Source organism: Peribacillus sp. NPDC097225, assembly GCF_044761955.1.
Classification (GTDB): Bacteria; Bacillota; Bacilli; order Bacillales; family DSM-1321; genus Peribacillus.
Genome location: NZ_JBIWDJ010000002.1, coordinates 44,894 through 64,931, shown reverse-complemented (window position 1 = coordinate 64,931; position 20,038 = coordinate 44,894). Strand labels below are relative to the sequence as shown.

At 39.8% G+C, this 20,038-nt stretch carries 25 protein-coding genes; 6 read left to right on the top strand and 19 right to left on the bottom strand.

Going from position 1 to position 20,038, the window contains the following annotated elements; genetic code table 11:
• Nucleotides 1-7: 7 nt before the first annotated feature.
• The 4 genes from cls to ACIQXH_RS06210 all read right to left on the bottom strand — a co-directional run bounded on the left by cls (nt 8) and on the right by ACIQXH_RS06210 (nt 3,376).
• Nucleotides 8-1,465: a cardiolipin synthase gene (gene cls, locus ACIQXH_RS06225; RefSeq protein ID WP_402868691.1), complete on the bottom strand. Its 1,458-nt coding sequence runs from the start codon at nt 1,463-1,465 to the stop codon at nt 8-10.
• 248 nt (nt 1,466-1,713) lie between these two features.
• Nucleotides 1,714-1,977: a metal-sensitive transcriptional regulator gene (locus tag ACIQXH_RS06220; RefSeq protein WP_402868692.1), complete on the bottom strand. Its 264-nt coding sequence runs from the start codon at nt 1,975-1,977 to the stop codon at nt 1,714-1,716.
• A 136-nt stretch (nt 1,978-2,113) separates the two neighbouring features.
• Complete coding sequence (locus tag ACIQXH_RS06215) at nt 2,114-2,560, bottom strand: SRPBCC family protein (RefSeq protein ID WP_402868694.1); 447 nt, start codon at nt 2,558-2,560, stop codon at nt 2,114-2,116.
• Between the two features lie 207 nt (nt 2,561-2,767).
• On the bottom strand, nt 2,768-3,376 hold the full coding sequence (locus ACIQXH_RS06210; RefSeq protein ID WP_402868696.1) for a flavin reductase family protein: 609 nt from the start codon (nt 3,374-3,376) through the stop codon (nt 2,768-2,770).
• A gap of 576 nt (nt 3,377-3,952) precedes the next feature.
• Between ACIQXH_RS06210 and ACIQXH_RS06205 the strand changes: the two genes are divergently transcribed.
• Nucleotides 3,953-4,552, top strand: a complete 600-nt coding sequence (locus ACIQXH_RS06205; RefSeq protein ID WP_402958717.1) for a nitroreductase family protein — start codon at nt 3,953-3,955, stop codon at nt 4,550-4,552.
• 162 nt (nt 4,553-4,714) lie between these two features.
• Here the strand turns inward: ACIQXH_RS06205 and ACIQXH_RS06200 are convergent, their stop codons facing one another.
• The 3 genes from ACIQXH_RS06200 to ACIQXH_RS06190 are packed head-to-tail and all read right to left on the bottom strand — an operon-like array spanning nt 4,715 to nt 7,012.
• Complete coding sequence (locus ACIQXH_RS06200; protein ID WP_402958715.1) at nt 4,715-5,776, bottom strand: alpha/beta fold hydrolase; 1,062 nt, start codon at nt 5,774-5,776, stop codon at nt 4,715-4,717.
• A gap of 2 nt (nt 5,777-5,778) precedes the next feature.
• Complete coding sequence (locus tag ACIQXH_RS06195) at nt 5,779-6,213, bottom strand: hypothetical protein (RefSeq protein ID WP_402868701.1); 435 nt, start codon at nt 6,211-6,213, stop codon at nt 5,779-5,781.
• Nucleotides 6,214-6,235: 22 nt separating this feature from the next.
• Entirely contained in the window at nt 6,236-7,012 is a 777-nt protein-coding gene (locus ACIQXH_RS06190) for an SDR family oxidoreductase (protein ID WP_402868703.1), read from the bottom strand.
• Nucleotides 7,013-7,215: 203 nt separating this feature from the next.
• On the opposite strand from ACIQXH_RS06190, the gene ACIQXH_RS06185 reads away from it, so the two are divergent.
• A complete protein-coding gene (locus ACIQXH_RS06185) occupies nt 7,216-7,668 on the top strand; it encodes an OsmC family protein (protein WP_402868705.1) in 453 nt (150 codons plus the stop codon).
• A gap of 46 nt (nt 7,669-7,714) precedes the next feature.
• On the opposite strand, the gene ACIQXH_RS06180 is transcribed toward ACIQXH_RS06185, so the two are convergent.
• The 6 genes from ACIQXH_RS06180 to ACIQXH_RS06155 all read right to left on the bottom strand — a co-directional run bounded on the left by ACIQXH_RS06180 (nt 7,715) and on the right by ACIQXH_RS06155 (nt 11,021).
• A complete protein-coding gene (locus ACIQXH_RS06180) occupies nt 7,715-7,966 on the bottom strand; it encodes a YkuS family protein (RefSeq protein WP_403122736.1) in 252 nt (83 codons plus the stop codon).
• Nucleotides 7,967-8,074: 108 nt separating this feature from the next.
• Complete coding sequence (locus tag ACIQXH_RS06175) at nt 8,075-8,236, bottom strand: hypothetical protein (RefSeq protein WP_402868711.1); 162 nt, start codon at nt 8,234-8,236, stop codon at nt 8,075-8,077.
• Nucleotides 8,237-8,335: 99 nt separating this feature from the next.
• Nucleotides 8,336-9,274: a magnesium transporter CorA family protein gene (locus tag ACIQXH_RS06170; RefSeq protein WP_402868713.1), complete on the bottom strand. Its 939-nt coding sequence runs from the start codon at nt 9,272-9,274 to the stop codon at nt 8,336-8,338.
• Between the two features lie 19 nt (nt 9,275-9,293).
• Nucleotides 9,294-9,419, bottom strand: a complete 126-nt coding sequence (locus ACIQXH_RS06165; protein ID WP_402868715.1) for a hypothetical protein — start codon at nt 9,417-9,419, stop codon at nt 9,294-9,296.
• 192 nt (nt 9,420-9,611) lie between these two features.
• A complete protein-coding gene (locus ACIQXH_RS06160) occupies nt 9,612-9,878 on the bottom strand; it encodes a hypothetical protein (RefSeq protein WP_402988456.1) in 267 nt (88 codons plus the stop codon).
• A 60-nt stretch (nt 9,879-9,938) separates the two neighbouring features.
• Nucleotides 9,939-11,021 carry a nitric oxide synthase oxygenase gene (locus tag ACIQXH_RS06155; protein WP_402958711.1) on the bottom strand — a complete coding sequence of 361 codons (1,083 nt, stop codon included), beginning with the start codon at nt 11,019-11,021 and terminating at the stop codon, nt 9,939-9,941.
• Between the two features lie 266 nt (nt 11,022-11,287).
• Here ACIQXH_RS06155 and catR point away from each other — a divergent pair, with 266 nt between their 5' ends.
• Nucleotides 11,288-11,611: a catDE operon transcriptional regulator CatR gene (gene catR / locus ACIQXH_RS06150; RefSeq protein ID WP_402868720.1), complete on the top strand. Its 324-nt coding sequence runs from the start codon at nt 11,288-11,290 to the stop codon at nt 11,609-11,611.
• 132 nt (nt 11,612-11,743) lie between these two features.
• On the top strand, nt 11,744-12,658 hold the full coding sequence (locus tag ACIQXH_RS06145; protein ID WP_403122732.1) for an NAD(P)/FAD-dependent oxidoreductase: 915 nt from the start codon (nt 11,744-11,746) through the stop codon (nt 12,656-12,658).
• Between the two features lie 90 nt (nt 12,659-12,748).
• Here the strand turns inward: ACIQXH_RS06145 and ACIQXH_RS06140 are convergent, their stop codons facing one another.
• The gene (locus ACIQXH_RS06140) at nt 12,749-12,895 is read right to left on the bottom strand and encodes a lmo0937 family membrane protein (RefSeq protein WP_402868724.1); all 147 of its coding nucleotides are present in this window, start codon (nt 12,893-12,895) and stop codon (nt 12,749-12,751) included.
• A 258-nt stretch (nt 12,896-13,153) separates the two neighbouring features.
• Here ACIQXH_RS06140 and ACIQXH_RS06135 point away from each other — a divergent pair, with 258 nt between their 5' ends.
• Nucleotides 13,154-13,480, top strand: coding sequence for a DUF2680 domain-containing protein (locus ACIQXH_RS06135; protein WP_402958705.1), 327 nt, complete (start codon nt 13,154-13,156; stop codon nt 13,478-13,480).
• Between the two features lie 187 nt (nt 13,481-13,667).
• The gene (locus tag ACIQXH_RS06130) at nt 13,668-15,644 is read left to right on the top strand and encodes a S9 family peptidase (RefSeq protein WP_403122729.1); all 1,977 of its coding nucleotides are present in this window, start codon (nt 13,668-13,670) and stop codon (nt 15,642-15,644) included.
• A 48-nt stretch (nt 15,645-15,692) separates the two neighbouring features.
• On the opposite strand, the gene ACIQXH_RS06125 is transcribed toward ACIQXH_RS06130, so the two are convergent.
• The 5 genes from ACIQXH_RS06125 to ACIQXH_RS06105 all read right to left on the bottom strand — a co-directional run bounded on the left by ACIQXH_RS06125 (nt 15,693) and on the right by ACIQXH_RS06105 (nt 19,799).
• Entirely contained in the window at nt 15,693-16,124 is a 432-nt protein-coding gene (locus ACIQXH_RS06125; protein ID WP_402988437.1) for a CBS domain-containing protein, read from the bottom strand.
• Nucleotides 16,125-16,179: 55 nt separating this feature from the next.
• Nucleotides 16,180-17,016: an MBL fold metallo-hydrolase gene (locus ACIQXH_RS06120; RefSeq protein ID WP_403122726.1), complete on the bottom strand. Its 837-nt coding sequence runs from the start codon at nt 17,014-17,016 to the stop codon at nt 16,180-16,182.
• Between the two features lie 101 nt (nt 17,017-17,117).
• Nucleotides 17,118-18,098, bottom strand: coding sequence for an ABC transporter permease (locus ACIQXH_RS06115; RefSeq protein ID WP_403122723.1), 981 nt, complete (start codon nt 18,096-18,098; stop codon nt 17,118-17,120).
• On the bottom strand, nt 18,091-19,005 hold the full coding sequence (locus ACIQXH_RS06110) for an ABC transporter ATP-binding protein (RefSeq protein ID WP_403122721.1): 915 nt from the start codon (nt 19,003-19,005) through the stop codon (nt 18,091-18,093). The genes ACIQXH_RS06115 and ACIQXH_RS06110 overlap by 8 nt, the downstream gene beginning before the upstream one ends.
• On the bottom strand, nt 19,002-19,799 hold the full coding sequence (locus ACIQXH_RS06105) for an SGNH/GDSL hydrolase family protein (protein WP_403122718.1): 798 nt from the start codon (nt 19,797-19,799) through the stop codon (nt 19,002-19,004). The genes ACIQXH_RS06110 and ACIQXH_RS06105 overlap by 4 nt, the downstream gene beginning before the upstream one ends.
• Nucleotides 19,800-20,038: the final 239 nt, after the last annotated feature.

Sequence of the window (20,038 nt, the reverse complement as noted above, 5' to 3'; positions counted from 1 at the left end):
CACCACATTATAAAATCGGTGATACCAGTCTCGCGATGGACTCCTTAAATCGAATCCACTTAGAACGTTTTTCAAATTCTTCTATGGTTAACGGTTTGGAAACCTCTATATCCCTATAAAAAATCTTCGTCAATTTTTCGGCAATTCCTTCGTCATAAATGAAAGCATTCACTTCAAAATTCAGTTTAAAACTTCGGACATCGATGTTTGCCGTCCCGACCGAAGAAACTTCTTCATCCACGACAATCATTTTTGCATGGATAAAGCCCTTATCATAGATATATACTTTAGCCCCTGCCTTTAATAACTCTCCAACATTATAGAGGGTTGCCCAATATACGAAAAGATGGTCAGGTTTATTGGGAATCATGATATTTACATCAATACCCGATAAACTTGCAATTCGGAGCGCATCCAATAAGCTTGCGTCCGGAATGAAGTAAGGTGTTTGAATAAGAATTGAATGTCTCGCTGAAGAAATTAATTTAATATAGCCATTCTTTATTTGTTCCCATTCCGAATCGGGTCCGCTGGTTACAATTTGCAAATCGGTAGTACCTTGATAAACAGGGGTCGGAAAATAATGCGGTTGATAGGTTATGTCATGATGCTTCGATGCTTGATTCCAATCCAGAATGAAACGGGTTTGGATGGCTTTAACTGCAGGGCCCTTGATTCGAAGGTGTGTATCACGCCAATATCCAAATTTGGGATTCAACCCTAAATATTCATCTCCTACATTAAAGCCGCCAACATAACCGACTTCCCCATCAATAATGACGAGTTTACGATGATTTCGAAAATTCAAGCGTAAATTTATGAATTTCAACTTAGATGGAAAGAACGCTTCCACTCGCCCACCTGCTTGTCTAAACTCCTTAAAAAAGCCTTTTGTCAATTTCCTCGATCCCAATTCATCATATAATAAGCGGACCTTCACTCCTTCATTGGCTTTTCTGGTCAAAGCCTCGATGAACCGCTTGCCCAGAACATCTCTTTGGATAATGTAATATTGAATATGTATATGATTTTCAGCCGCTTCAATATCCTTAAAAAGTTGTTCGAACTTTTCTCTTCCGTCCGTAAAAATATCAACCTGATTATCTTCCGTTAATACGGCATCATTATATCGAAGGTGCATATAGATCAAATCACGATAATGGCTCGATGAATTATTACGATATGGAAAATCGTCTGTGCTAAGGTCAATCATTTGTTTTTTTAGGATTTCCTCAATCCCGATCTTCTTTTTGTCCTCCCACTGAAACAAGTGGGCATGTCTCAAACTCGTCCCGAAAAGGAGATATAAAATAAAACCAACAACGGGAAGGAAATACAAGACTAACAGCCAGGCCCATGTGTTGCTTGCTTCTTTTCTTTCAAAAAATATTACGACCGTGGCAAATAATATATTTAAAATAAGAATGAGACCGAATAATACGGATGTAATTTGCGTTATTTCCATGGCAATTCCCTCACATAATTTTTATCCCTTTAAGAATAACACGCAAATCCTTTTATAACAAAGCGATATCGTGCTCTAACTGGCCAAGATGTAGTTGCATTTCCCGAGATTTCAAATAAAAAATCCAGCTTCCCTATATAAGCGGTGCTGGATCCAATCCATTAATGAAAATTGATGATACCTACGTAATCCTCTACCCATATTATGATTTGCCTCTACCATGTAAAAGTAAGAAGAATCTTTAATCATCAGCGACTTTTCACCAACAAATTAACTGCTTCTTTAACAAGATCATCAGGGTTCTTGTCTCCAGACTCGTTTGCTTCGCGTACACACTCTACAAGATTGGAGCTTACAATTACACCTATCGTCCGATCTATGGCAGATCTTGTAGCAGACAATTGGGTAATTACCTCCCTACAATCCTTATTATCTTCCATCATTTTCAAGATACCCCGTAGTTGACCCTCTATCCGTTTAACACGGTTCTTCATTTGCTTTTCATATTCCATGTGAGGTTTACCTCCTATTTCACTTTACATCCTTTATCTTACCACGTGCTTATTACTATGTTCATCCCTTTTCCCAGAGTTTAAACGTATTTTACATCTTATACCCCATGAGAGATGTTTTAGCCAATGTACCAAATCACCTTTTTTGCAATTGAACCCTTTGAGCAATGGTTTCAGCAAATTCAACCGTCATTTGTGGGACATGGGATTTCATTAATGCGTTGATAATAGGGGCCTTTGCTCCTTTTGCTGTAATATCTAAGCATCCAGTCATCTTTGTTCGCTTCATTTCTACACTTTCAGCCAAAAAGTAACCATATCCATCAAACTTCTCGTTTATTCCCTGAAGATTGAACGTGATCTTATTTGGTACTTGCCATTCCATTATCTCAACTGCCAACTTGATTTTCTTTTTCATTAAACCGAGATCACTCTTAAACTCCCAAATAAGGGTGCGTTCATTTAATAGTTCGTGCTTGATATAGCCTGGCACTAGCGGTGCCCATTGTTCAATATCACTGACAAATGCCCAAACTTTCTCAATAGGTACGGATAAGTCAATACTATGTAATCCTTCTGTCACTGGGGGTCCCCCTTACATATTTTACTACATCATCAAACCCTATGCCTTCCATACATTATTAGAACCACTTTAAATCCAGAATGTCCTTGAAAAAATGAGCCATGCCACCTGAAATGGTTACCTAATTCATAAGAAATCTTCTCTATGAAAAAGGACGATATCTATTGATAGATATCGCCATTTGTCAAATTAAGGGTCGAGGGGGAATCAAGGACGTTGTAGTTCAAATAACTCCCCAAGTTTCGTATAAGTTTGTCCAGCCAAACGAGCTACCGGCTTAAGGCCATTCTGGTCGATTCTTCCTTCATGATAGATGCCTTGGTTGATATGATAGCAGACTACTCTACCTATTAATAAATCACAGCCTGGATCGTCCACTGAACCCGCTAAAGGAATAGCTCGTTCCAATTTACATTCAAAACGCACTTTTGCTTCTTTCAAGCCAGGCACTGCCACTTTATCACTAGCAACAGTGGTAAATTTAGTGAGAGTTAATTCACTCTCTTCAGGTCGGAGCTCTGCCGCCGTTTGGTTAACATCTTCAACAATGTCCTCATCTGTGATATGAACGATGAATTCCCCACTTTTAATCGCATTTCGGGCGGTATCCTTTTGGACTCCTTTTTTTCTTTGAACAGAAACAGAAAGCATGGGAGGATTGGAACTGACTATATTGAAAAAACTAAAAGGTGCTGCATTTATTATGCCAGTTTCTGATTGTGTCGTAATAAGAGCAATGGGTCTTGGAATTATACTCCCCGTCAGAAATTTATAATTTTCCCGCTCACTTAAGCTTTCAGGATTTATTGAAATCATTTTTTATCCCCTCTCAATTATCATTAGTGCTCAGATCAAAGAATAGCCATGATCACTTCCACAAAGAGTGTGAATGGACCACCTCATTGCCAAAGCCTGACTGAATTCCTCTTATATTTTCATACGCTTACTCAGAAATACTTATTTTTATGATTCGTCATCTCTTCTTCGCGAAAGAACATCTCCTATGTACTAGGACCATAGCAAAAGTTGCACCGCAAACTCACCAAATGCCTAGGCGAGCGATTCCGTGTCTCAATTGTAAACACCCCTAGGCTTAATGAATCCCTACGACCATGAAAACTACGCCGAACCTGTAGAATTCGTTGAAACACCGGGCGGTCTCTATGAGGATCGAGTGAAAGCTATCTATAATTCTATTATATAGAAGAAAAACAAAAAGTCAGCCTGCAATTGCAGAATAAGACGGATTTTACTCGCCGCTTATACCCCACTTACCTACCCTCACCAATGCCAAAAGTAAACACCATTGGCCTGAATCCATTAATTTCTTAACATATTCCTACCATTACGAGGCACCATAATTATGTAGTAGATTTAATGGAGGTTAGTAGCATGAAGAAAGATTTTTGGCAGGCAATTGAAGATAGACGGTCCTATTATGGAATCAGCAAAGAAGCGGTTGTCCCAAATAGCAGAATTAAGGAAGTGATCGATCATGCTGTTCAATATTCCCCAACAGCGTTCAATTCTCAAAGTGCAAGAGTAGTCGTTCTAACAGGTGAAAGCCACGATCAGTTTTGGGATATCACCAAAGCAACCCTCCGCAAAATCGTTGATGAAAAAGACTTTAAACAAACAGAAGACAAAATGCTTTCCTTTAAAAATGGATATGGAACTGTACTATTTTATGAAGATCAATCAATAGTGGAACATCTTCAGGAACAATTTAAATCATATGCGGATAAATTCCCTATATGGTCCAATCAATCCTCAGGCATGTTACAATTTGTGGTTTGGACCGCCTTGGAGGGTGAAGGATTTGGAGCCAACCTCCAGCATTACAATCCATTAATTGATGAGGAAGTTACAAAAACATGGGATTTGCCGAGGAAGTGGAAACTAATTGCGCAAATGCCATTCGGAAAACCAACTGCTGAACCAGGGGATAAAGAAATCGTTCCGCTTGATGAGAGAGTGAAATATTTTCCATAAAGAAAGGCTGGTTCATGAGTGAGCCAGCCTCATTTGTTCTAAATTAAAGTTCCGCAAAAAACCTTGAGAATATGACCGATGCAAATCCTAAATATCCCAACACTGACGTAACTTTATATTCGTTATTTTCCTTTATCATGGTATATAACCCCTTCCTCCGTACTATTTTACTTTCTTGATGGGTGATGATCGCGCAGGAAGCCACTCTTTAAGATACTGGGGTAGCTTACCGGCATAGTTGTTGGAAGCATGTCCACTTTGAAGGAGTTTGTAGGTTTTGTCCTTGCTTTTTAGAAGCCTCATTATGGGGGAAATCATTTCCTGTGGTACTAAACGGTCGTTTTCACTTGCAACAACTAGAACGTTTGCATCAATATTCGTGATTTTGGCTTTTTTACCGTTCACTTTCAATTGTCCTTTAACCAGACGGTTATTGATAATAAGGTCATCTGTTAGTTGTTTTGCAACTGCACCAGATAAAGGGACATGACCATTCGTCCACGCGTTGAACCTACGCCAGTTTTGAACATATTGTTCATTATCCGCTTGATTTAGCAAAGATAAATATGGAGAAAAGTAAATAGGTGAAGTGATTAATCGAATGCCATCTTTCACCCCACTGGCAGGTATGACTTTCATGATGTCAAGCACTTCATCAAAATTGGCACTTCCATCCCTCATCGAGGCCTGCCATTGATCGAATACTTGCGAATCACTAAAATCGATGGGTGTCACCGAAAGAATCAGGTTTCTAATTGGCTCATTTGCAATAGCAGCATACATCGTAGCTATCGTCCCACCCAAGCAAAAGCCCATTATGGAAATTTCCGATGCACCTGAGTGAAGAAGCGCACGTCGTACCCCACTCCGGATATATTTTATAATATAATCATCTATCGTCGTATCTCCGTCTTCATAGCCTGGACTACCAAAATCAATCAAATACACTTCGAAGCCTTCGTTAACAAAAGCTTCTATCAAACTATTTCCTGGTCCTAGATCAAGAATTACAGGTGTATTAATCAATGAATAGATGAGAAATACTGGTACTTTATATTTTTTTTTGATCGGCGGATAATACCATAATGTTGATTTGTTCTTGTTCCAAACCCGTACCCTCGGTGTAGTGCCCATTTCCGGCATCGGCTGATTTGGAATATCCAAGAAGTGTTTCCATTTAGGCGTCGCCATAGTTTTACGACCTGATTTATTCATTTCCTTCATGTTCATAAACCTTTTACTTGTACCTTGGCGTTGGATAATAAGGAATCAAAAAGAAAGTCACTGATCTTCTTTTTATCACGTACCTGCCCTGTACTTTCCCTTTTTTTATTTCGTGAACTTCTTCTACTGGATCGTTTTTCCCCTTCAGTGAGATGTAAAAGTAGCTCTTCAACCTTGTCTACTTTTTCCTCAAGTTGAATGACTAATTTGGCTACATTAGCAACATCCTGTTTGGTTGGGTAATTCATGATGATGGACATTCTCTCCGAAGCTTCCTGAAACTTATTTATACGCGGAACCTGTTGCTTTGAATTGTTGCTGATGGATTCAATAAATCTCCTATTATTAATGAACTCACGAATTTTATCATTTAACTCTTGTTCTTTTTGAGTGCCCAAGAGTTTTAACCCTTTATAAAAATCTGTTTTTTTTGGCATTAATGTTTCCCCTCTTCTTTGTTTAGATTGTAGCGGCGATGCCTCCATCAACGATCAGAACATGCCCCACTATATAGTCTGAAGCTTTCGACGCTAAAAGTATTGCCGCTCCTTTTAAATCCTCACCATTACCAAATCGATGTGCCGGAGTTTTTCCAAGAATGTCATAATCGGATTCTTCAAGGATTTTCTTTGTAATCTTAGTTGGAAAAAAGCCTGGTGCTATCGCATTCACCTGAATACCATGTTTAGCTAATTTGACACCAAGATCTTTTGTCAAGGTAATGATAGCTCCCTTGCTAGTGTTATAAGGAATGGTCACCATCAACTCAGGGTGAGTGCCTCCAAGCCCTGATACCGATGCGATATTAATAATTTTCCCAGATTTTTGTGCCATCATGATTTTTGCTACGGCCTGTGAAAACAAGAATGTACCTGTAACATTAACGTTCATTACCTTTTCCCATTTATCCTCGGGAATATCTTCTAACGGACCAGACCATGAGGTCCCGCTATTATTGACAAGAATGTCAATGCTACCGAAATGATCCATTGTTTCTTTTACAACTGAATCAATATCGCTTTTGTTCGTAATATCACATTCAATGGCCAACGCCTTCGTACCCATTGAATGTAAGTATTTACAAGTTTCTTCACATACAGAAAGTTTCCGTGAAGCAATTACAATATTTGCACCTGCCATAGCCAGTGCCAACGCTATTTGTTTTCCGAGACCTCTCCCGCCTCCTGTTACAATAGCCGTTTTATTCGTCAAGTCGAATAGATCCAATGTAGTCAACTCCCCAGCCCCTTCATTATAAAATCATTTCTTTTACAATCTATATTATTATAGAAAAGCCTATACGATATTGTGCTTAAAATAGTCTCATGCCCCAGCCTGTTTGGAATTATCATTTTCAACAGCTTATGGATGGTGCATACTCTACACGAGCAAAATCCTCCAATAAGGTTTAAACTAAAGAAATGTAAGGGGGGAGACTTATGACATTACATCATTTTCATTTACGCGCGAATTGGCCTGGTGGAAGAAATGGCAGTGGTACGATACAGGCAGGTAATCTACAAACGGAAATTAGTGTGCCTCCGGAAATGGATGGTCCGGGGATTGGGACCAACCCAGATGAAATGCTGCTCGGTGCAGCATCTACTTGCTATATTATTACGCTTGCGGCCATGCTTGAAAGAAGCCATATTGAAAAGGCCAGTTTGACGATGGAATCCGAAGCCTTTGTGGATGTTACGAATGGGGTATTCACATACAAGAAAATCATTCATCGACCATCTCTTGTTTTAACTGATGAAGCTACGGATAAGGACTTGGAAAAAGCCCGAAAACTTGTGGATAAATCGGAGGCCTCTTGTATGATATCGCGTGCCATCAAAGGCAACGTGGAAGTAGAGGTAGAACCGGACATTTCCATCGCTCCACGTTAATGTAAAAAGAGTGCCTAACCACGATTCAAGGATAGGCACTCTTTACTTATTGGATGGAGTTCATTTTGTTTTCTACCTGACGGCATACTTCATCAGCCGTTAAACCGTCTGCATCTATAATGGAAGCTTTGATGGAAGTATCGCTGATTCCCATTATGTTCGTTTCCAAACCTGTTACAACACAACAATCCAAGTTCTTCGCATCTGCTTCTTGCTTGATTTCAACTACATCAAAACCTTTATCGCGGAGTGCTTCTTGGATATTCGTTAATGATTCTTCAACACCGATTTTTGACATCTTCACACACCTCCTCTACGTTTAATGATTTCCTTTCCTTGGGCAATTTATGTATGGTCCTTATTTTCCTTAAAGACAGGAAGAGACCTAATATCGGTCTCTCATTCTTCATAAATTTTGTTTAAGGATTTCTTCTTGTATTTGCTCATTTTTTAATGGTTCATCACCATTTGTCCCTGCCTTTGATTTTCCTCCCACAGCTCGCTTCGGTTTCATATCACTAGTCTTTAGATTATTATTGGGAGCTGCCTGTTCATTCCATTCAGTCATCGCATTCACCTCTCTTACGTTTAAAGTTCCCCTTGTTTCGCGAAATCATGAATGCTTTTTCTTCATAACAAAACCGGCTTCACTAGAAAGCCGGTTGTTTTAAAAATATTTCTTTTTCCAAAATATAAAGGCTGTTGTGCCTGCCAGACTGATAGCAATTAATAAAGTGAAGATAAAAGCATATGGGTTATGCTCAAATGGTAGATTCACATTCATTCCATAGAAACTTGCCACCATAGTCGGGAGCGTTAGTATAATCGTAACCGATGTAAGGAACTTCATGGCATTATTGACGTTATTGGATATAATGGATGCGAATGCATCCATCATCCCGCTCAAAATTGATAGGTACACTTCTGCCATTTCAATCGCCTGGCCATTTTCAATGATTACATCCTCTAATAATTCTTTATCTTCTTCATACATTTTCAAGTAATTAAAACGGAGGATTTTGTCGAGAACAACCTTGTTTGACTTCAAGGATGTCGTGAAGTAAACCAGACTTTTTTCCAATGCCAAGAAGGTGTACAGTTCTTTATTTTTCATGGACTGATGCAGTTCTCGTTCGGCTTCATTAGTCATCTTGTTGATTTGCTTAAGATAACGTAAATAATAGGACGAGATTTCAAATAATATCTGCAGGGCAAATCTTGTTTTCTTATTAGAGTAAAAACCTTTGATTTTATTATTTTTAAAATTGGTTAAAATGGGTGAATCTTTGAGAGATACCGTAATGAAACAATCATTCGTAAAAATCATGCCGATTGGTATCGTTTCAAAAATGGGCAAGTCCGCTTCATCCTTTGTCAAATAAGGGAAATCGACGATAATCAGTAAATGATCATCCTCTTTCTCTATACGAGGCCGTTCCTCATCATCTAATGGATCTTTCATGAAGTTAATCGGTACTTGCAAAGTGGAGCAAATATATTGTATTTCATCTTCTGTCGGTGCCACTATGTTCACCCATGAACCTTTCGTCATTTCATCGGTTACGTTCAGCATGCGGCTTTCATTCGTCTTGTATATCTCAATCATTCAAACGACCTCCTCTTTCTTAGAGAAAGCTCAATTTACCATCTTCGAGTAGATACTCATGGAGAATAACAGTCTCGACGTCTAGCATCATATCGGCTTCCTCTTGCTTACTGGGTTCAGGGTCGTCATAAGAACTGATGCCCACTCGTATCACATCCTTTCAATTCCTTTATCTTAATCCTAAATCTTCTAAAGCACAATAAATAATTCCCCAAGCTCTTTTCACAACATATGAAAATGCTGACTAGTTTCTTAAGCGCTATAATTGGTTAACTTTCTAAAAAAATCATTTCATAAAAAAATCGCTTGGGATATTTCCCAAGCGATGGTGTTTCATTTAAGTGTGCTTCACAGTATTATAGTAATTTACGCTATACATAGCGCCTTCATCCACCATTTTATTGTCTTCGTGATCATATGGGTCAGGATGTCCTGCCTTTTCAATTAAGGGATCTACCGATTGTCGTTTATTCCAAAAACTCATTGCCTTCGTTTTTGCACTGGACCATACATTTTTCGCTTTCCCTCGGTTCGTTTTAGATAAAAACGAGACTCCGGCAACTCCGACTCCGAGCAGTACTACATTCTTTGCTAATGCCATCATTACCTTCCTCCTTAACGTTGGATTAATATATATGTACCCTCACCCATTAAATGTAAACATTCATTTAACGTAAGGGGCCTTTTTATAAAAGAAGTTGGGCTTAACGATTTCATTTTGATACGATTTATGAAAAACATGCGTCGTTGCTGGAGAGACAGGTGGAATTAGCCATGTCCAGTCCCCCGTTACATTCCGTTTACATGATGCCTCCCTTTCTTCGAAAAGCTTAAATTGCTTGGCGGCTGTATGATGGTCAACCATACTCACACCAGCTTTTTTAAACGAATATAGAACCGCTTCATTCAGTTCAATCAGTGCCCGATCCTTCCATAATGTGGAATCTCTTCGAATGTCCAATCCCATTCTCTCTCCGATGCTGGGAAGCATATTGTAGCGATCCTCATCCGCAAGGTTTCTAGCCCCAACTTCAGTCCCCATATACCATCCATTAAATGGAGCCGCCGAGTACGAAATACCGCCAATCTCCAGTTTCATTCCGGAAATAATGGGCACAGCATACCACTTAAGGCCCAAGTCCTGGAACCAGGAAAACTCAGGATGGCCAATTGGTACTTCTTTAATGATTTCTTTCGGGATTTCATATACTCTTGGAACTTTTCCGCCTACTTGAATCACGAGTGGCAAGATATCAAACGATCCATACTTCCCCTCCCATCCCAAGGCCTGACACTGTTTGGTGAAAGCTATCGAACTAGAATCCCCAACTATGCCCGTTTCCGTCTCATATCCGGCATATCGTATAAGCTGATGATTCCATATCTCTATCTTATTTTCAATGTCCTGCTGTTTAAAAACGGTGATGATTGGCCTGATATTTCCATCATTCGTTGCCCATTCAATATGCTCAATCAAGGCAGACACAATATCATCCTCACTTTGGAGAGCCCTTTTATCTAGCACCCGCAATGAATCCCAAAACAATCTACCAATACAGCGATTACTATTTCGCCAGGCCAATTTAGCCCCATATTCCAATTCTTCCGGCGTATGTTCATACCTACCCGTATCTTGGATTTCCTTTTTGATTTGACTAATTCTATCCATCGCTTCTTCATCTGTTTTACCCATTTCATCATGATATATCTTGATGAAGGAGATGGCTTCATGTAGTAATTCACTCATCTATCCCACTAATCCTTCCATCTATACTGACCTGAGATACTAATAACGTATCATAGATCTTATCTCTATCTCTAAAAGAATACCTTAAAGAAATAGTATTTCTTTAAAAGATGTGACAATTTCTGGTCAACACGACCCATCAATCTTACTATATGTAAGTAGCTATACTTTTTTATATAACAACCTATACAGTAACTAAATAATATTCAGTAAAGTTGTTACATACGAGGTAAATGCTTTATAATGAATACCAACGGGGTGATATGATGAATAATGTGACACTTTGTCCTCGATTTGAAAAAGGCATGCAAATCTTGAGTAAACGTTGGACAGGATTGATCGTCAATCAATTACTTAATGGACCTCAACGGTTTTGCAATATTGAATCTGCCTTCCCAATCAGTGGCCGAATTCTTTCTGAACGGTTAAAAGACTTGGAATCTGAAGGAATCGTAAAAAGAGATGTTTACCCAGAGACACCTGTCAGGATTGAATATTCTTTAACAGAAAAAGGCGAAGCGCTAGCACCGGTGATTCACGAGATACAGAACTGGGCACAAGAATGGATCAAACCCATAGAGGACCAATAGGCTATCCTATAAAAGAGAGGAACCATATATAGAGGTTTCTCTCTTTTTTATGTCTTACCTTTGTTTATTCGTATATGTTCAGTGGTATATTTTTCTCATAAAGGGTAACTCCTAAAAGCAGGCGGTGAATTTATGAAAAAAGTGGACTGCATCATTATTGGAGGAGGCATCGCCGGTTTACAGGCTGCCATCCAACTCGGAAGATACAATCACAATATAGCGGTGATAGACGCTCAGAAAGGCCGTTCATTGATAGCTAAAGACTATCAAAACATTCTAGGTTGGCCTGAAGGAGTGAGCGGAAAACGGTTAAGGAGCCTAGGGAGACAGCATGCAGAAAAGTTCGGAGTCGAGTTCTTCGACGGTACCGTGACTTCACTCGAGAAAAAAGAGGATCTTTTTATAATGTGCACAGATGATGATATCCATTACGAAGCGAAAACGATTTTTCTTGGGACAGGCGTTACCGATAACATTCCAGCTATAAGGAACCTCTATCCTACTCTTGGTATCTCCACTTATATTTGTCCAGACTGTGATGGGTATGAAATTAAGCATAAACAAACAGTGGTCATTGGCGGGGGAAATACGGGGGCTAACATGGCGCTCACCCTTTTATATTGGTCAAAAGCTATCATCTATGTAAACCATTCAAAAACCAAGATCAATGAAACGTTCAGAAAAAAGCTAGAGGAAAACCAAATACCTGTATTCGAAGAAGAAGTAGAGGAAGTTAAAGTCGATGAATCTCAAAATCTTCAAGCTATCCAATTGGTAAATGGGAAAAGGATAGAAGCAGAAAAAGCTTTTGTAGCATTTAAAGGGAACAAAATAAATAATGCACTTGCCAAACAACTTGGTGTTGATGTAAATGAGACAAATCATATTCATGTGAACCCACGTACGAAAGAAACAAATATTCCGGGAGTATGGGCTGGAGGAGATCTTGCCGCCCATTCCGAGCAAGTAACCATTTCAATGGGGGACGGAACTCAGGCTGCCATTTGGATTCATAAACGCCTGATGGGTGAGCTGCCTCCTGATTAGGGGACAGAAAAAAGTATCGGTACCCTCATTCAAGGAAACCGATACTTTTTTTATAAACTGTGTATTACTATTTAGCGCTACGCTCGACGTCTACCTTCGGCGTATACCTTGAAATACTTTTACCAGGATCAATATGACTGCAATGATAAGCAGGATGTGGATAAAACCCGCCGCAATTTTAAATACCAAACCGAGAATCCATAATAAGATGATGGCACCAATTATCGTCCAAAGCATTGTACTCTCTTCCTTCCTTCATTGCAAACACTTACAGATATCCTTCTAAGCCATTGCCGTAAGCGTGTGCAAATTTAATCTTACATATAAAATACCCCAATCTTCCACTAACAAACCTACTCTTCCGCCAACAAAAATATACATAAATCTGTTAATACTGTAAAAGATAATCATGTAAAGTTCTTGATCAGGATAATTTCCAGATTATATTCATGGGTGGTACCCTTATGGTGAAAAAATTTAAAAGGAGTGTTTTAAATGAAAAAAATAGGTGTAATGGTTGCAATCTTTTCCCTATTACTTTGCATGCCGATCCTTCCTGCTTCAGCTGAGGAAAACCAACAATCCGTTAAGCAGGATAACGTACAATTCACAGAGTCCCAAAAAACAGAATTAGCCACTATCCAAAAAAGGATACTAGCGGACAAAAAGGAGTTAATTGAAAAATATGTGGAATATGGTGCACTTTCTAAAGAAGAGGCAGACAAAATGTACGCACATTTTGAACGACACTACAAAATGATGGAGCAACATGATTTTCAAATCCCTTCCCACCGCCCACATACAAAACACATGCCAAAGTAATGAAATGACTGATTTTTCTTCTATTCCGGCCTATACATAGGACGGAATTTTTTCATCCTAGGCACTTATTCATTCTCGTGCCTGAAAATTCGCTGTGTACTTGTTTCCAAAGTGTAAAATATTTACTAAAGGATTTGGAATTCCCTGTAGCGAATACATAGAGACGAGAAATGAAAGGATGAAGAATATGCACAAAAAAGGAATATCAGCAGAAGACCTATTTCAGATGAAATCTGTAACCGATCCAAAACTTTCACCCGATGGCAGCATGGTCATTTATGTACAAACCACCATCGATGAACGAACGGAAAAATACATCTCCAACTTATATATGTATAGCCTGATCACCACTGAAACAAAACAATGGACATTCGGGAATCACCGTGATACCTCACCAGGCTGGTCACCAGACGGAAAGTACATTAGCTTCTTATCAGACCGTTCTGGAAAAAAACAAGTTCATATCATTCATTCAATCGGTGGGGAGTGCCGACAGCTGACGCATTTCCTCGATGGAGCAACCAATCCCATCTGGTCCCCTTGTTCGAGAAAACTGCTACTATCCACTATGGTACCTGAAAATAAGGCGGTGTTATCCGAAAAAGAAGAAGAAACCTCATGCAAAGATGTACAGCGTTATGATCAGATAAAATACAAATGGGATGACAGAGGATATTTCAATCATCACTATAGTCAACTCGTCTTGGTAGATATAGTAAATGGTGAATTCATATTACTAACGGAAAATCTGACGAACAGTCACCCAAATGCCTGGTCTCCAGATGGATCTCAAATCGCTTATATTAGCGGTGAACCGGGGAAAAGTGATTTGGACCTATTCACAGATATCTACATTATGGATGTCAAGACGAAAATTTCCCGAAAAGTAACTGGCAGCTCTGGATATTACCGTGATCCAAAATGGTCCCCTAATGGTGAATTCCTTTCCTACATTGGCCACAACAAAGAATTTGCCGGTGCAACCTCTTCAAAAATCTGGTTGTACTCTGTTTTGGATGAAACCATACAATGTTTGACGGAAGGTTGGGACGTTGAAATAGGAAGCTCCGCCATCGGTGATTTCCAAATGGGCGCAGTGGATCCTGGCATTCTGTGGACGAATGACAGCCAAGGCTTTTACTTCTTAATAAGTGATTATGGAAATACCGGTGTTTATTATGGATCGATTGAAGGGGCCATGTACCCTTCCCTCCTCGAGCCTCAACATGTATATGGGTTAACAATCAACCCGGATAGCCATCATGCCATCGTAGCCATAAGTACACCTGTTCATCCCGGTGATTTATTTGTTTATAACCTCATGACTGGCGATAAAGAACAGATCAGCTTTGTAAACGATGAATACTTACAGGATAAAACTATAGCTATTGCCGAGCCCATTTCCTTCCGTTCAACAGATGATACCCTCATCCACGGCTGGATCATGAAGCCATGTGAATTTGTGGATAATAAAAAGTATCCCCTCATTTTAGAGATTCATGGTGGGCCTCATGCAATGTATGCGAATAACTATGTTCACGAATTTCAGACTTTGGCGAATGAAGGCTATGTTGTATTGTTCATCAATCCACGCGGAAGTGTTGGATATGGACAGGAGTTCGCTAATGCCAACCGTGGTGATTATGGTGGAATGGATTATGAGGACTTAATGGCTGCTGTAGACTATGTTCTAGATTCCTACTCCTTTATTGACGCTGAAAAGTTAGGTGTAACGGGTGGCTCCTATGGAGGGTTCATGACCAATTGGATTATCGGTCATACAAACCGCTTCAAGGCGGCTGTGACCCAGCGTTGCATTAGCAATTGGATAAGTTTCTATGGAGTCAGTGACATCGGATATTATTTCACCGAATGGGAAATTTCAGGAGATGTCATTAACTCACCAGAAAAATTATGGGAACACTCCCCATTAAAGTATGTAGCAAATGTGCAAACTCCTTTGCTATTACTTCACGGGGAAAAAGACTATCGTTGTCCTATTGAACAGAGTGAACAATTTTTTGTAGCATTGAAAAGGCAAAAAAAAGAAGCGGTGCTTGTTTCCTTCCTAAATGAAAACCATGAAGTATCCCGAAGCGGGTCACCCAAAATGCGTCTTCGTCATATAGTGGAAATCAAGGAATGGTTTAATAAGTACCTTTAAAAACAAAAGAACTCTGCTAGCGTTCCCGCTAGCAGAGTTCTTTTGTTTTTAATGTTGGATCTGATCTCGGTTCTCAGAAATAGAATGTAAAGCGATACCCGCTTCGGAAATTGTCTGGTGGTGAACGGCAAGGTCGCCCAAAGCGATAATACCAACCAATTTTTCCTTTTCTACAATCGGCAGTCTTCTTACTTGTTCACTCGCCATCAAATCCTCTGCTTCTTCCACTGACATATCCGGCGAACCCGTAACAAGGTCTGTGGAGATAATATCGGTGATTTTTGTTGAATTTGGTTTTTTCTCTGCGACAGAACGGGTAACAATGTCCCTATCTGTAATAACACCAATTAAACGATTGTTTTCTAAAACGGGAATAACTCCGACATTACCATCCTTCATTTTTAAAGCTGCTTCGTATACATTATCTTCAGCCGTACAAAAATCCACATCGGATGTCATAATATCTCTTATTTTCGTCATATAATTCCTCCATCTAAATGAGATCTTAATTTATTCGAAAAATAGTGTTTCTTATTTATTCTACGTATTCCCCGTAATCTGGCCTTGCAATAGAATCAAAGTTCCTTGCTAGGTTTGCTAAACCTTTCGTAAGTTCCTCTCCTTCAATCGGATAACCATGACCCGTTATCGCAAGCCTCGGCTTTAAATCAGCTAGGGTTAATACCGATTGTTTGGCTGCATCCCAATCAGTTGTCAAATAGCGTGGAGGACCAGTCAATTCTTTTTCCTGAGTGATGACTTTATAAAGGGAATCTTGTCTGACGTTAACAAAAGCATCACCCGCAATCAAGCTTCGATCGCCTTCTCTAAAAAGGGAAACATGCCCAGCTGAGTGTCCAGGAGTATGGATCCATTTCCAGTCGGGAAGTCCGGGAACACTATGTTCATCCGGCAGGGGCTGAACTTGCTCAGCCAAATCAATTCCCTCGTTTGGAAACAGCCAAGATATCTTCGCGACCAAACCACCTTCCACCGTGGGATCAGGTTCTGGATAATTCTCTTTGCCGGTTAAATAAGGCATTTCATTTATATGTCCATAGACCGGAACCTTCCACACTTTCAATAAATCTACTAGTGCTCCGATATGGTCGAAGTGTCCATGAGTGAGGATAATGGCCTCTGGAGGATGATTCTCACCATAAATCTCTTCAGCTTCTTTCTTGATCATATCTGCTGAACCGGCCATACCCGCATCAATCAGGACCCACTTCTTTTCATCTGGTGACCCTATGAACACGACATTCACAATTTGAATAGGAAAGCAATATAAATCCTTATTCACAAACTGACCTTTCCCACTGGATACTGATGTCATTGGAATGATTTTTTTGTTCAAATTATTATTATCCATAAGCCCCTCCACTTATTTATTTATTAAACGTTGCTTTCATTTAAAAGGATACCCGCCTTTGAATAATAAAAACCGGCCTTGGTGCAACACGCCTTCCTCGATTAAAAAACATCCTTCCGTGTAAATACCGAAAAAGATACAAGCAGGGCAATGGCCCACCAAGCAAGTAGAGTAATCATAGATGATGATAAGGTCATACCCTCGATAGGAGGTGCTGTCCCACTAACATATGAGGTCAACTTTAAATTCACCATAAAGAAATATTTAGCCGATTCCCAAGAAGAAACCATGTTGCTTAAAATGGCTCCGGATATTAGGGAGGCGAGCATGATACCCATCCCTGCAGGTGTACTTCTAACTAGTACTGACAACATGAATGAAAGGGTTCCTACCACTACGGCCACCAGCCAGACTAGGCCCATATCCATCAAAAGGAATTTCCATTGTTGGACCATTCTTACCTGGCTTATATCCACTTCTCCGCCATTTATGCCAAAACCGGTAATGGTCGGCGCATTCCAGCCATGATACCCAAAAACAAGACCTGATAAAAAATAAGCGAGAAGAGCGGTCATCGCCACTATCAAGGAAACAGCCAATAACAAAGTAATATATTTACTCAAAAGTATTTGCCATCGTTTCACAGGCCTAGTGAGCAAGAGTTTAATCGTTCCCTGACTACTTTCCGAGGATACGAGGTCACTGGCTACAATCATGATTAAAAGGGGAATGAATAGGTCTATTGAATTCTCCAAAAACATACGTGTAAAAGTTGCAGCCCCAGGTTCTGAAGGGTTAATGTCGTGGTCTAGATAATATTGCTGCTGTTTTAGGGTGACCTGAAGCTGCTCGCTCCATTCATCCAACATCCTGCTTGAGCTCAATCTGTTCTGAGTATCGATGATTTGCTGTTGAACTGCAGTACGCCAATCATCAGTACCTAACTTCTCTCTTTGCTCCTCCACTTGTTTATATTGTGCGTATGTAAACATCAACACTAGTATACCTACGATAATTCCAATGATGAGCAGCCGTTTCTTTGCCAATAACTTCATCATTTCATTTTGAATCAGGTTACTCAATTCCAGCACCCCCACTTCCGGTTATTTGTAAAAATAACTCCTCCAAGGCTGGAAGTCTACGATTCATTTCAAGTACCTTCACACCCGCAACATTGAGGGCGGCATTCCATTCGGGAGTCCTATGTTCATCAAATTTTGTGACGATATAATCGTGTTCCATCTTTATGTCCGTAAACGCACTAAGGATTTCGCTTCCCTTTTGCAATGGCTCAACACGCCAAATCATCTTTTCCTGAGTCTTTAATAAATGTTCTACCGTATCAGTTTGGATGATTTCACCTTTTGTAATAATGGCCACCCGATCACAAAGAAGTTGTATTTCCCCCAGTAAATGGGAAGATACCAAAACACTCATGCCTTCTTCTTCTGCAAGTTTCCTAATGAACTGGCGCATTTCACGGATTCCTGCGGGATCAAGTCCATTTGTCGGTTCATCCAGGACCAATATTTTAGGTCTGTTTAGCATAGCTTGTGCTATACCAAGCCGCTGCCTCATACCTAACGAGTATGTCTTCACCTTTTCATGAATCCGAGCCTTAAGACCAACTAACTCAATGACTTCATTCATTCTTGATTCATCAACACCCGGTAGCATTCGTGCAAAATGGAGCAGATTGTCCCAACCACTTAAATATGGGTAAAGTTCTGGATTTTCTACTATACAGCCTAAATTCTTCATGGCTTCCGTAAAGTTTTTACGTACATCGTACCCACATATTTCAATGGAACCTGATGTTGGCTTAATTAGGCCAACCAACATTCTGATTGTCGTCGTTTTCCCGGCCCCATTCGGACCTAAAAAGCCGAATACTTCACCCTCTCTTAGCTCAAACTCTATTCCCTTTATGATTTCCCGCTTGCCAATCGTTTTTTTTAGATTCTTCACACTCAGTGTCACATTCCTCATTTTGCTTCCCCTTCCCATTGAATTAAAGGAGAGACCCTATCCGCGATCAAACGATACCCCTCCTTATTGGGGTGAAATCTATCCGAATACAAATACTCATTCACTGATAACTGAAATAAATCAAAAGTCGGTACGAATACGGCATTTTCATAGGTCGCAATCACCTCAGCTGTTTCGTTATTCCAATCCCGAACAATTTTATTTGTATCAAAGTCTTCATCCAATTCGATGAAGGGGTTGTACAAACCGACCATGAATATGGTGGCTGAATCATTTAATTTAGTGATTTCCTTTAAAGTCTCATTCAAATTTTTCAAATAGTCCTTTTGCAATTCACTGGTAACCTCAAGATCATAATCAAATAAGGTCTGACCTTGCTGAAAAAGATCATTCCCGCCGATTGTAATCATGATGACATCCGCTGACTGTATTTGGCGACCTATCTCCGATTGTTTCACCTGTTCAGCCAATTCTTTGGATACTTGCCCCTTTACTCCAAGGTTATGAACAAGGGGTTTGCTATTAAAGCGACTTTTCAAGTCTTCGACCACAAGGCCCACATAGCCTTTCCCTGTCTCATCGCCAGTTCCCCGAGTCAGAGAATCTCCTAAGGCCACTAAGGTGAAATCATCTGGAACATTTTTTTCTATTGATTTTGAATTTGCTTCTTTCAATTCCACTTCAGAGGATTTTTCTCCATAGTAATCGTAAAGTGTCCACCCTACACAAAACAGAAAAAACAGTCCGATAAGCGCTGCGATAATAGTTGTTGCAATAACCCTGACTTGGCTCAATCACATTCATCCTTCCGATGGTTTACTTAATTCCATTAAAACACATTATTTCCAATAATAAAAAGATGTCGACCCCGTTAACTAAACTGTCCGTTCTTTTTTGCATAAACGCATGACAACCATGAGCCGATTCCAGTAGGCTTCCACGGTAAAAACAAGATAACCTACCAACTAGCACCGTATTAAACTCAATGGATTAGCAAACAAAAAAAGACTTATTCACAAATGTGAGCAAGTCC

Excerpts from the sequence above, each read along its gene's own strand:
- cls (WP_402868691.1), bottom strand. The coding sequence starts at position 1,465 with ATGGAAATAACGCAAATTACATCCGTATTATTCGGTCTCATTCTTATT.
- ACIQXH_RS06220 (WP_402868692.1), bottom strand. The coding sequence starts at position 1,977 with ATGGAATATGAAAAGCAAATGAAGAACCGTGTTAAACGGATAGAGGGT.
- ACIQXH_RS06210 (WP_402868696.1), bottom strand. The coding sequence starts at position 3,376 with ATGATTTCAATAAATCCTGAAAGCTTAAGTGAGCGGGAAAATTATAAA.
- ACIQXH_RS06205 (WP_402958717.1), top strand. The coding sequence starts at position 3,953 with ATGAAGAAAGATTTTTGGCAGGCAATTGAAGATAGACGGTCCTATTAT.
- ACIQXH_RS06200 (WP_402958715.1), bottom strand. The coding sequence starts at position 5,776 with ATGAAGGAAATGAATAAATCAGGTCGTAAAACTATGGCGACGCCTAAA.
- ACIQXH_RS06195 (WP_402868701.1), bottom strand. The coding sequence starts at position 6,213 with ATGCCAAAAAAAACAGATTTTTATAAAGGGTTAAAACTCTTGGGCACT.
- ACIQXH_RS06185 (WP_402868705.1), top strand. The coding sequence starts at position 7,216 with ATGACATTACATCATTTTCATTTACGCGCGAATTGGCCTGGTGGAAGA.
- ACIQXH_RS06180 (WP_403122736.1), bottom strand. The coding sequence starts at position 7,966 with ATGTCAAAAATCGGTGTTGAAGAATCATTAACGAATATCCAAGAAGCA.
- ACIQXH_RS06175 (WP_402868711.1), bottom strand. The coding sequence starts at position 8,236 with ATGACTGAATGGAATGAACAGGCAGCTCCCAATAATAATCTAAAGACT.
- ACIQXH_RS06170 (WP_402868713.1), bottom strand. The coding sequence starts at position 9,274 with ATGATTGAGATATACAAGACGAATGAAAGCCGCATGCTGAACGTAACC.
- ACIQXH_RS06160 (WP_402988456.1), bottom strand. The coding sequence starts at position 9,878 with ATGATGGCATTAGCAAAGAATGTAGTACTGCTCGGAGTCGGAGTTGCC.
- ACIQXH_RS06155 (WP_402958711.1), bottom strand. The coding sequence starts at position 11,021 with ATGAGTGAATTACTACATGAAGCCATCTCCTTCATCAAGATATATCAT.
- catR (WP_402868720.1), top strand. The coding sequence starts at position 11,288 with ATGAATAATGTGACACTTTGTCCTCGATTTGAAAAAGGCATGCAAATC.
- ACIQXH_RS06145 (WP_403122732.1), top strand. The coding sequence starts at position 11,744 with ATGAAAAAAGTGGACTGCATCATTATTGGAGGAGGCATCGCCGGTTTA.
- ACIQXH_RS06140 (WP_402868724.1), bottom strand. The coding sequence starts at position 12,895 with ATGCTTTGGACGATAATTGGTGCCATCATCTTATTATGGATTCTCGGT.
- ACIQXH_RS06135 (WP_402958705.1), top strand. The coding sequence starts at position 13,154 with ATGAAAAAAATAGGTGTAATGGTTGCAATCTTTTCCCTATTACTTTGC.
- ACIQXH_RS06130 (WP_403122729.1), top strand. The coding sequence starts at position 13,668 with ATGCACAAAAAAGGAATATCAGCAGAAGACCTATTTCAGATGAAATCT.
- ACIQXH_RS06125 (WP_402988437.1), bottom strand. The coding sequence starts at position 16,124 with ATGACGAAAATAAGAGATATTATGACATCCGATGTGGATTTTTGTACG.
- ACIQXH_RS06120 (WP_403122726.1), bottom strand. The coding sequence starts at position 17,016 with ATGGATAATAATAATTTGAACAAAAAAATCATTCCAATGACATCAGTA.
- ACIQXH_RS06110 (WP_403122721.1), bottom strand. The coding sequence starts at position 19,005 with ATGAGGAATGTGACACTGAGTGTGAAGAATCTAAAAAAAACGATTGGC.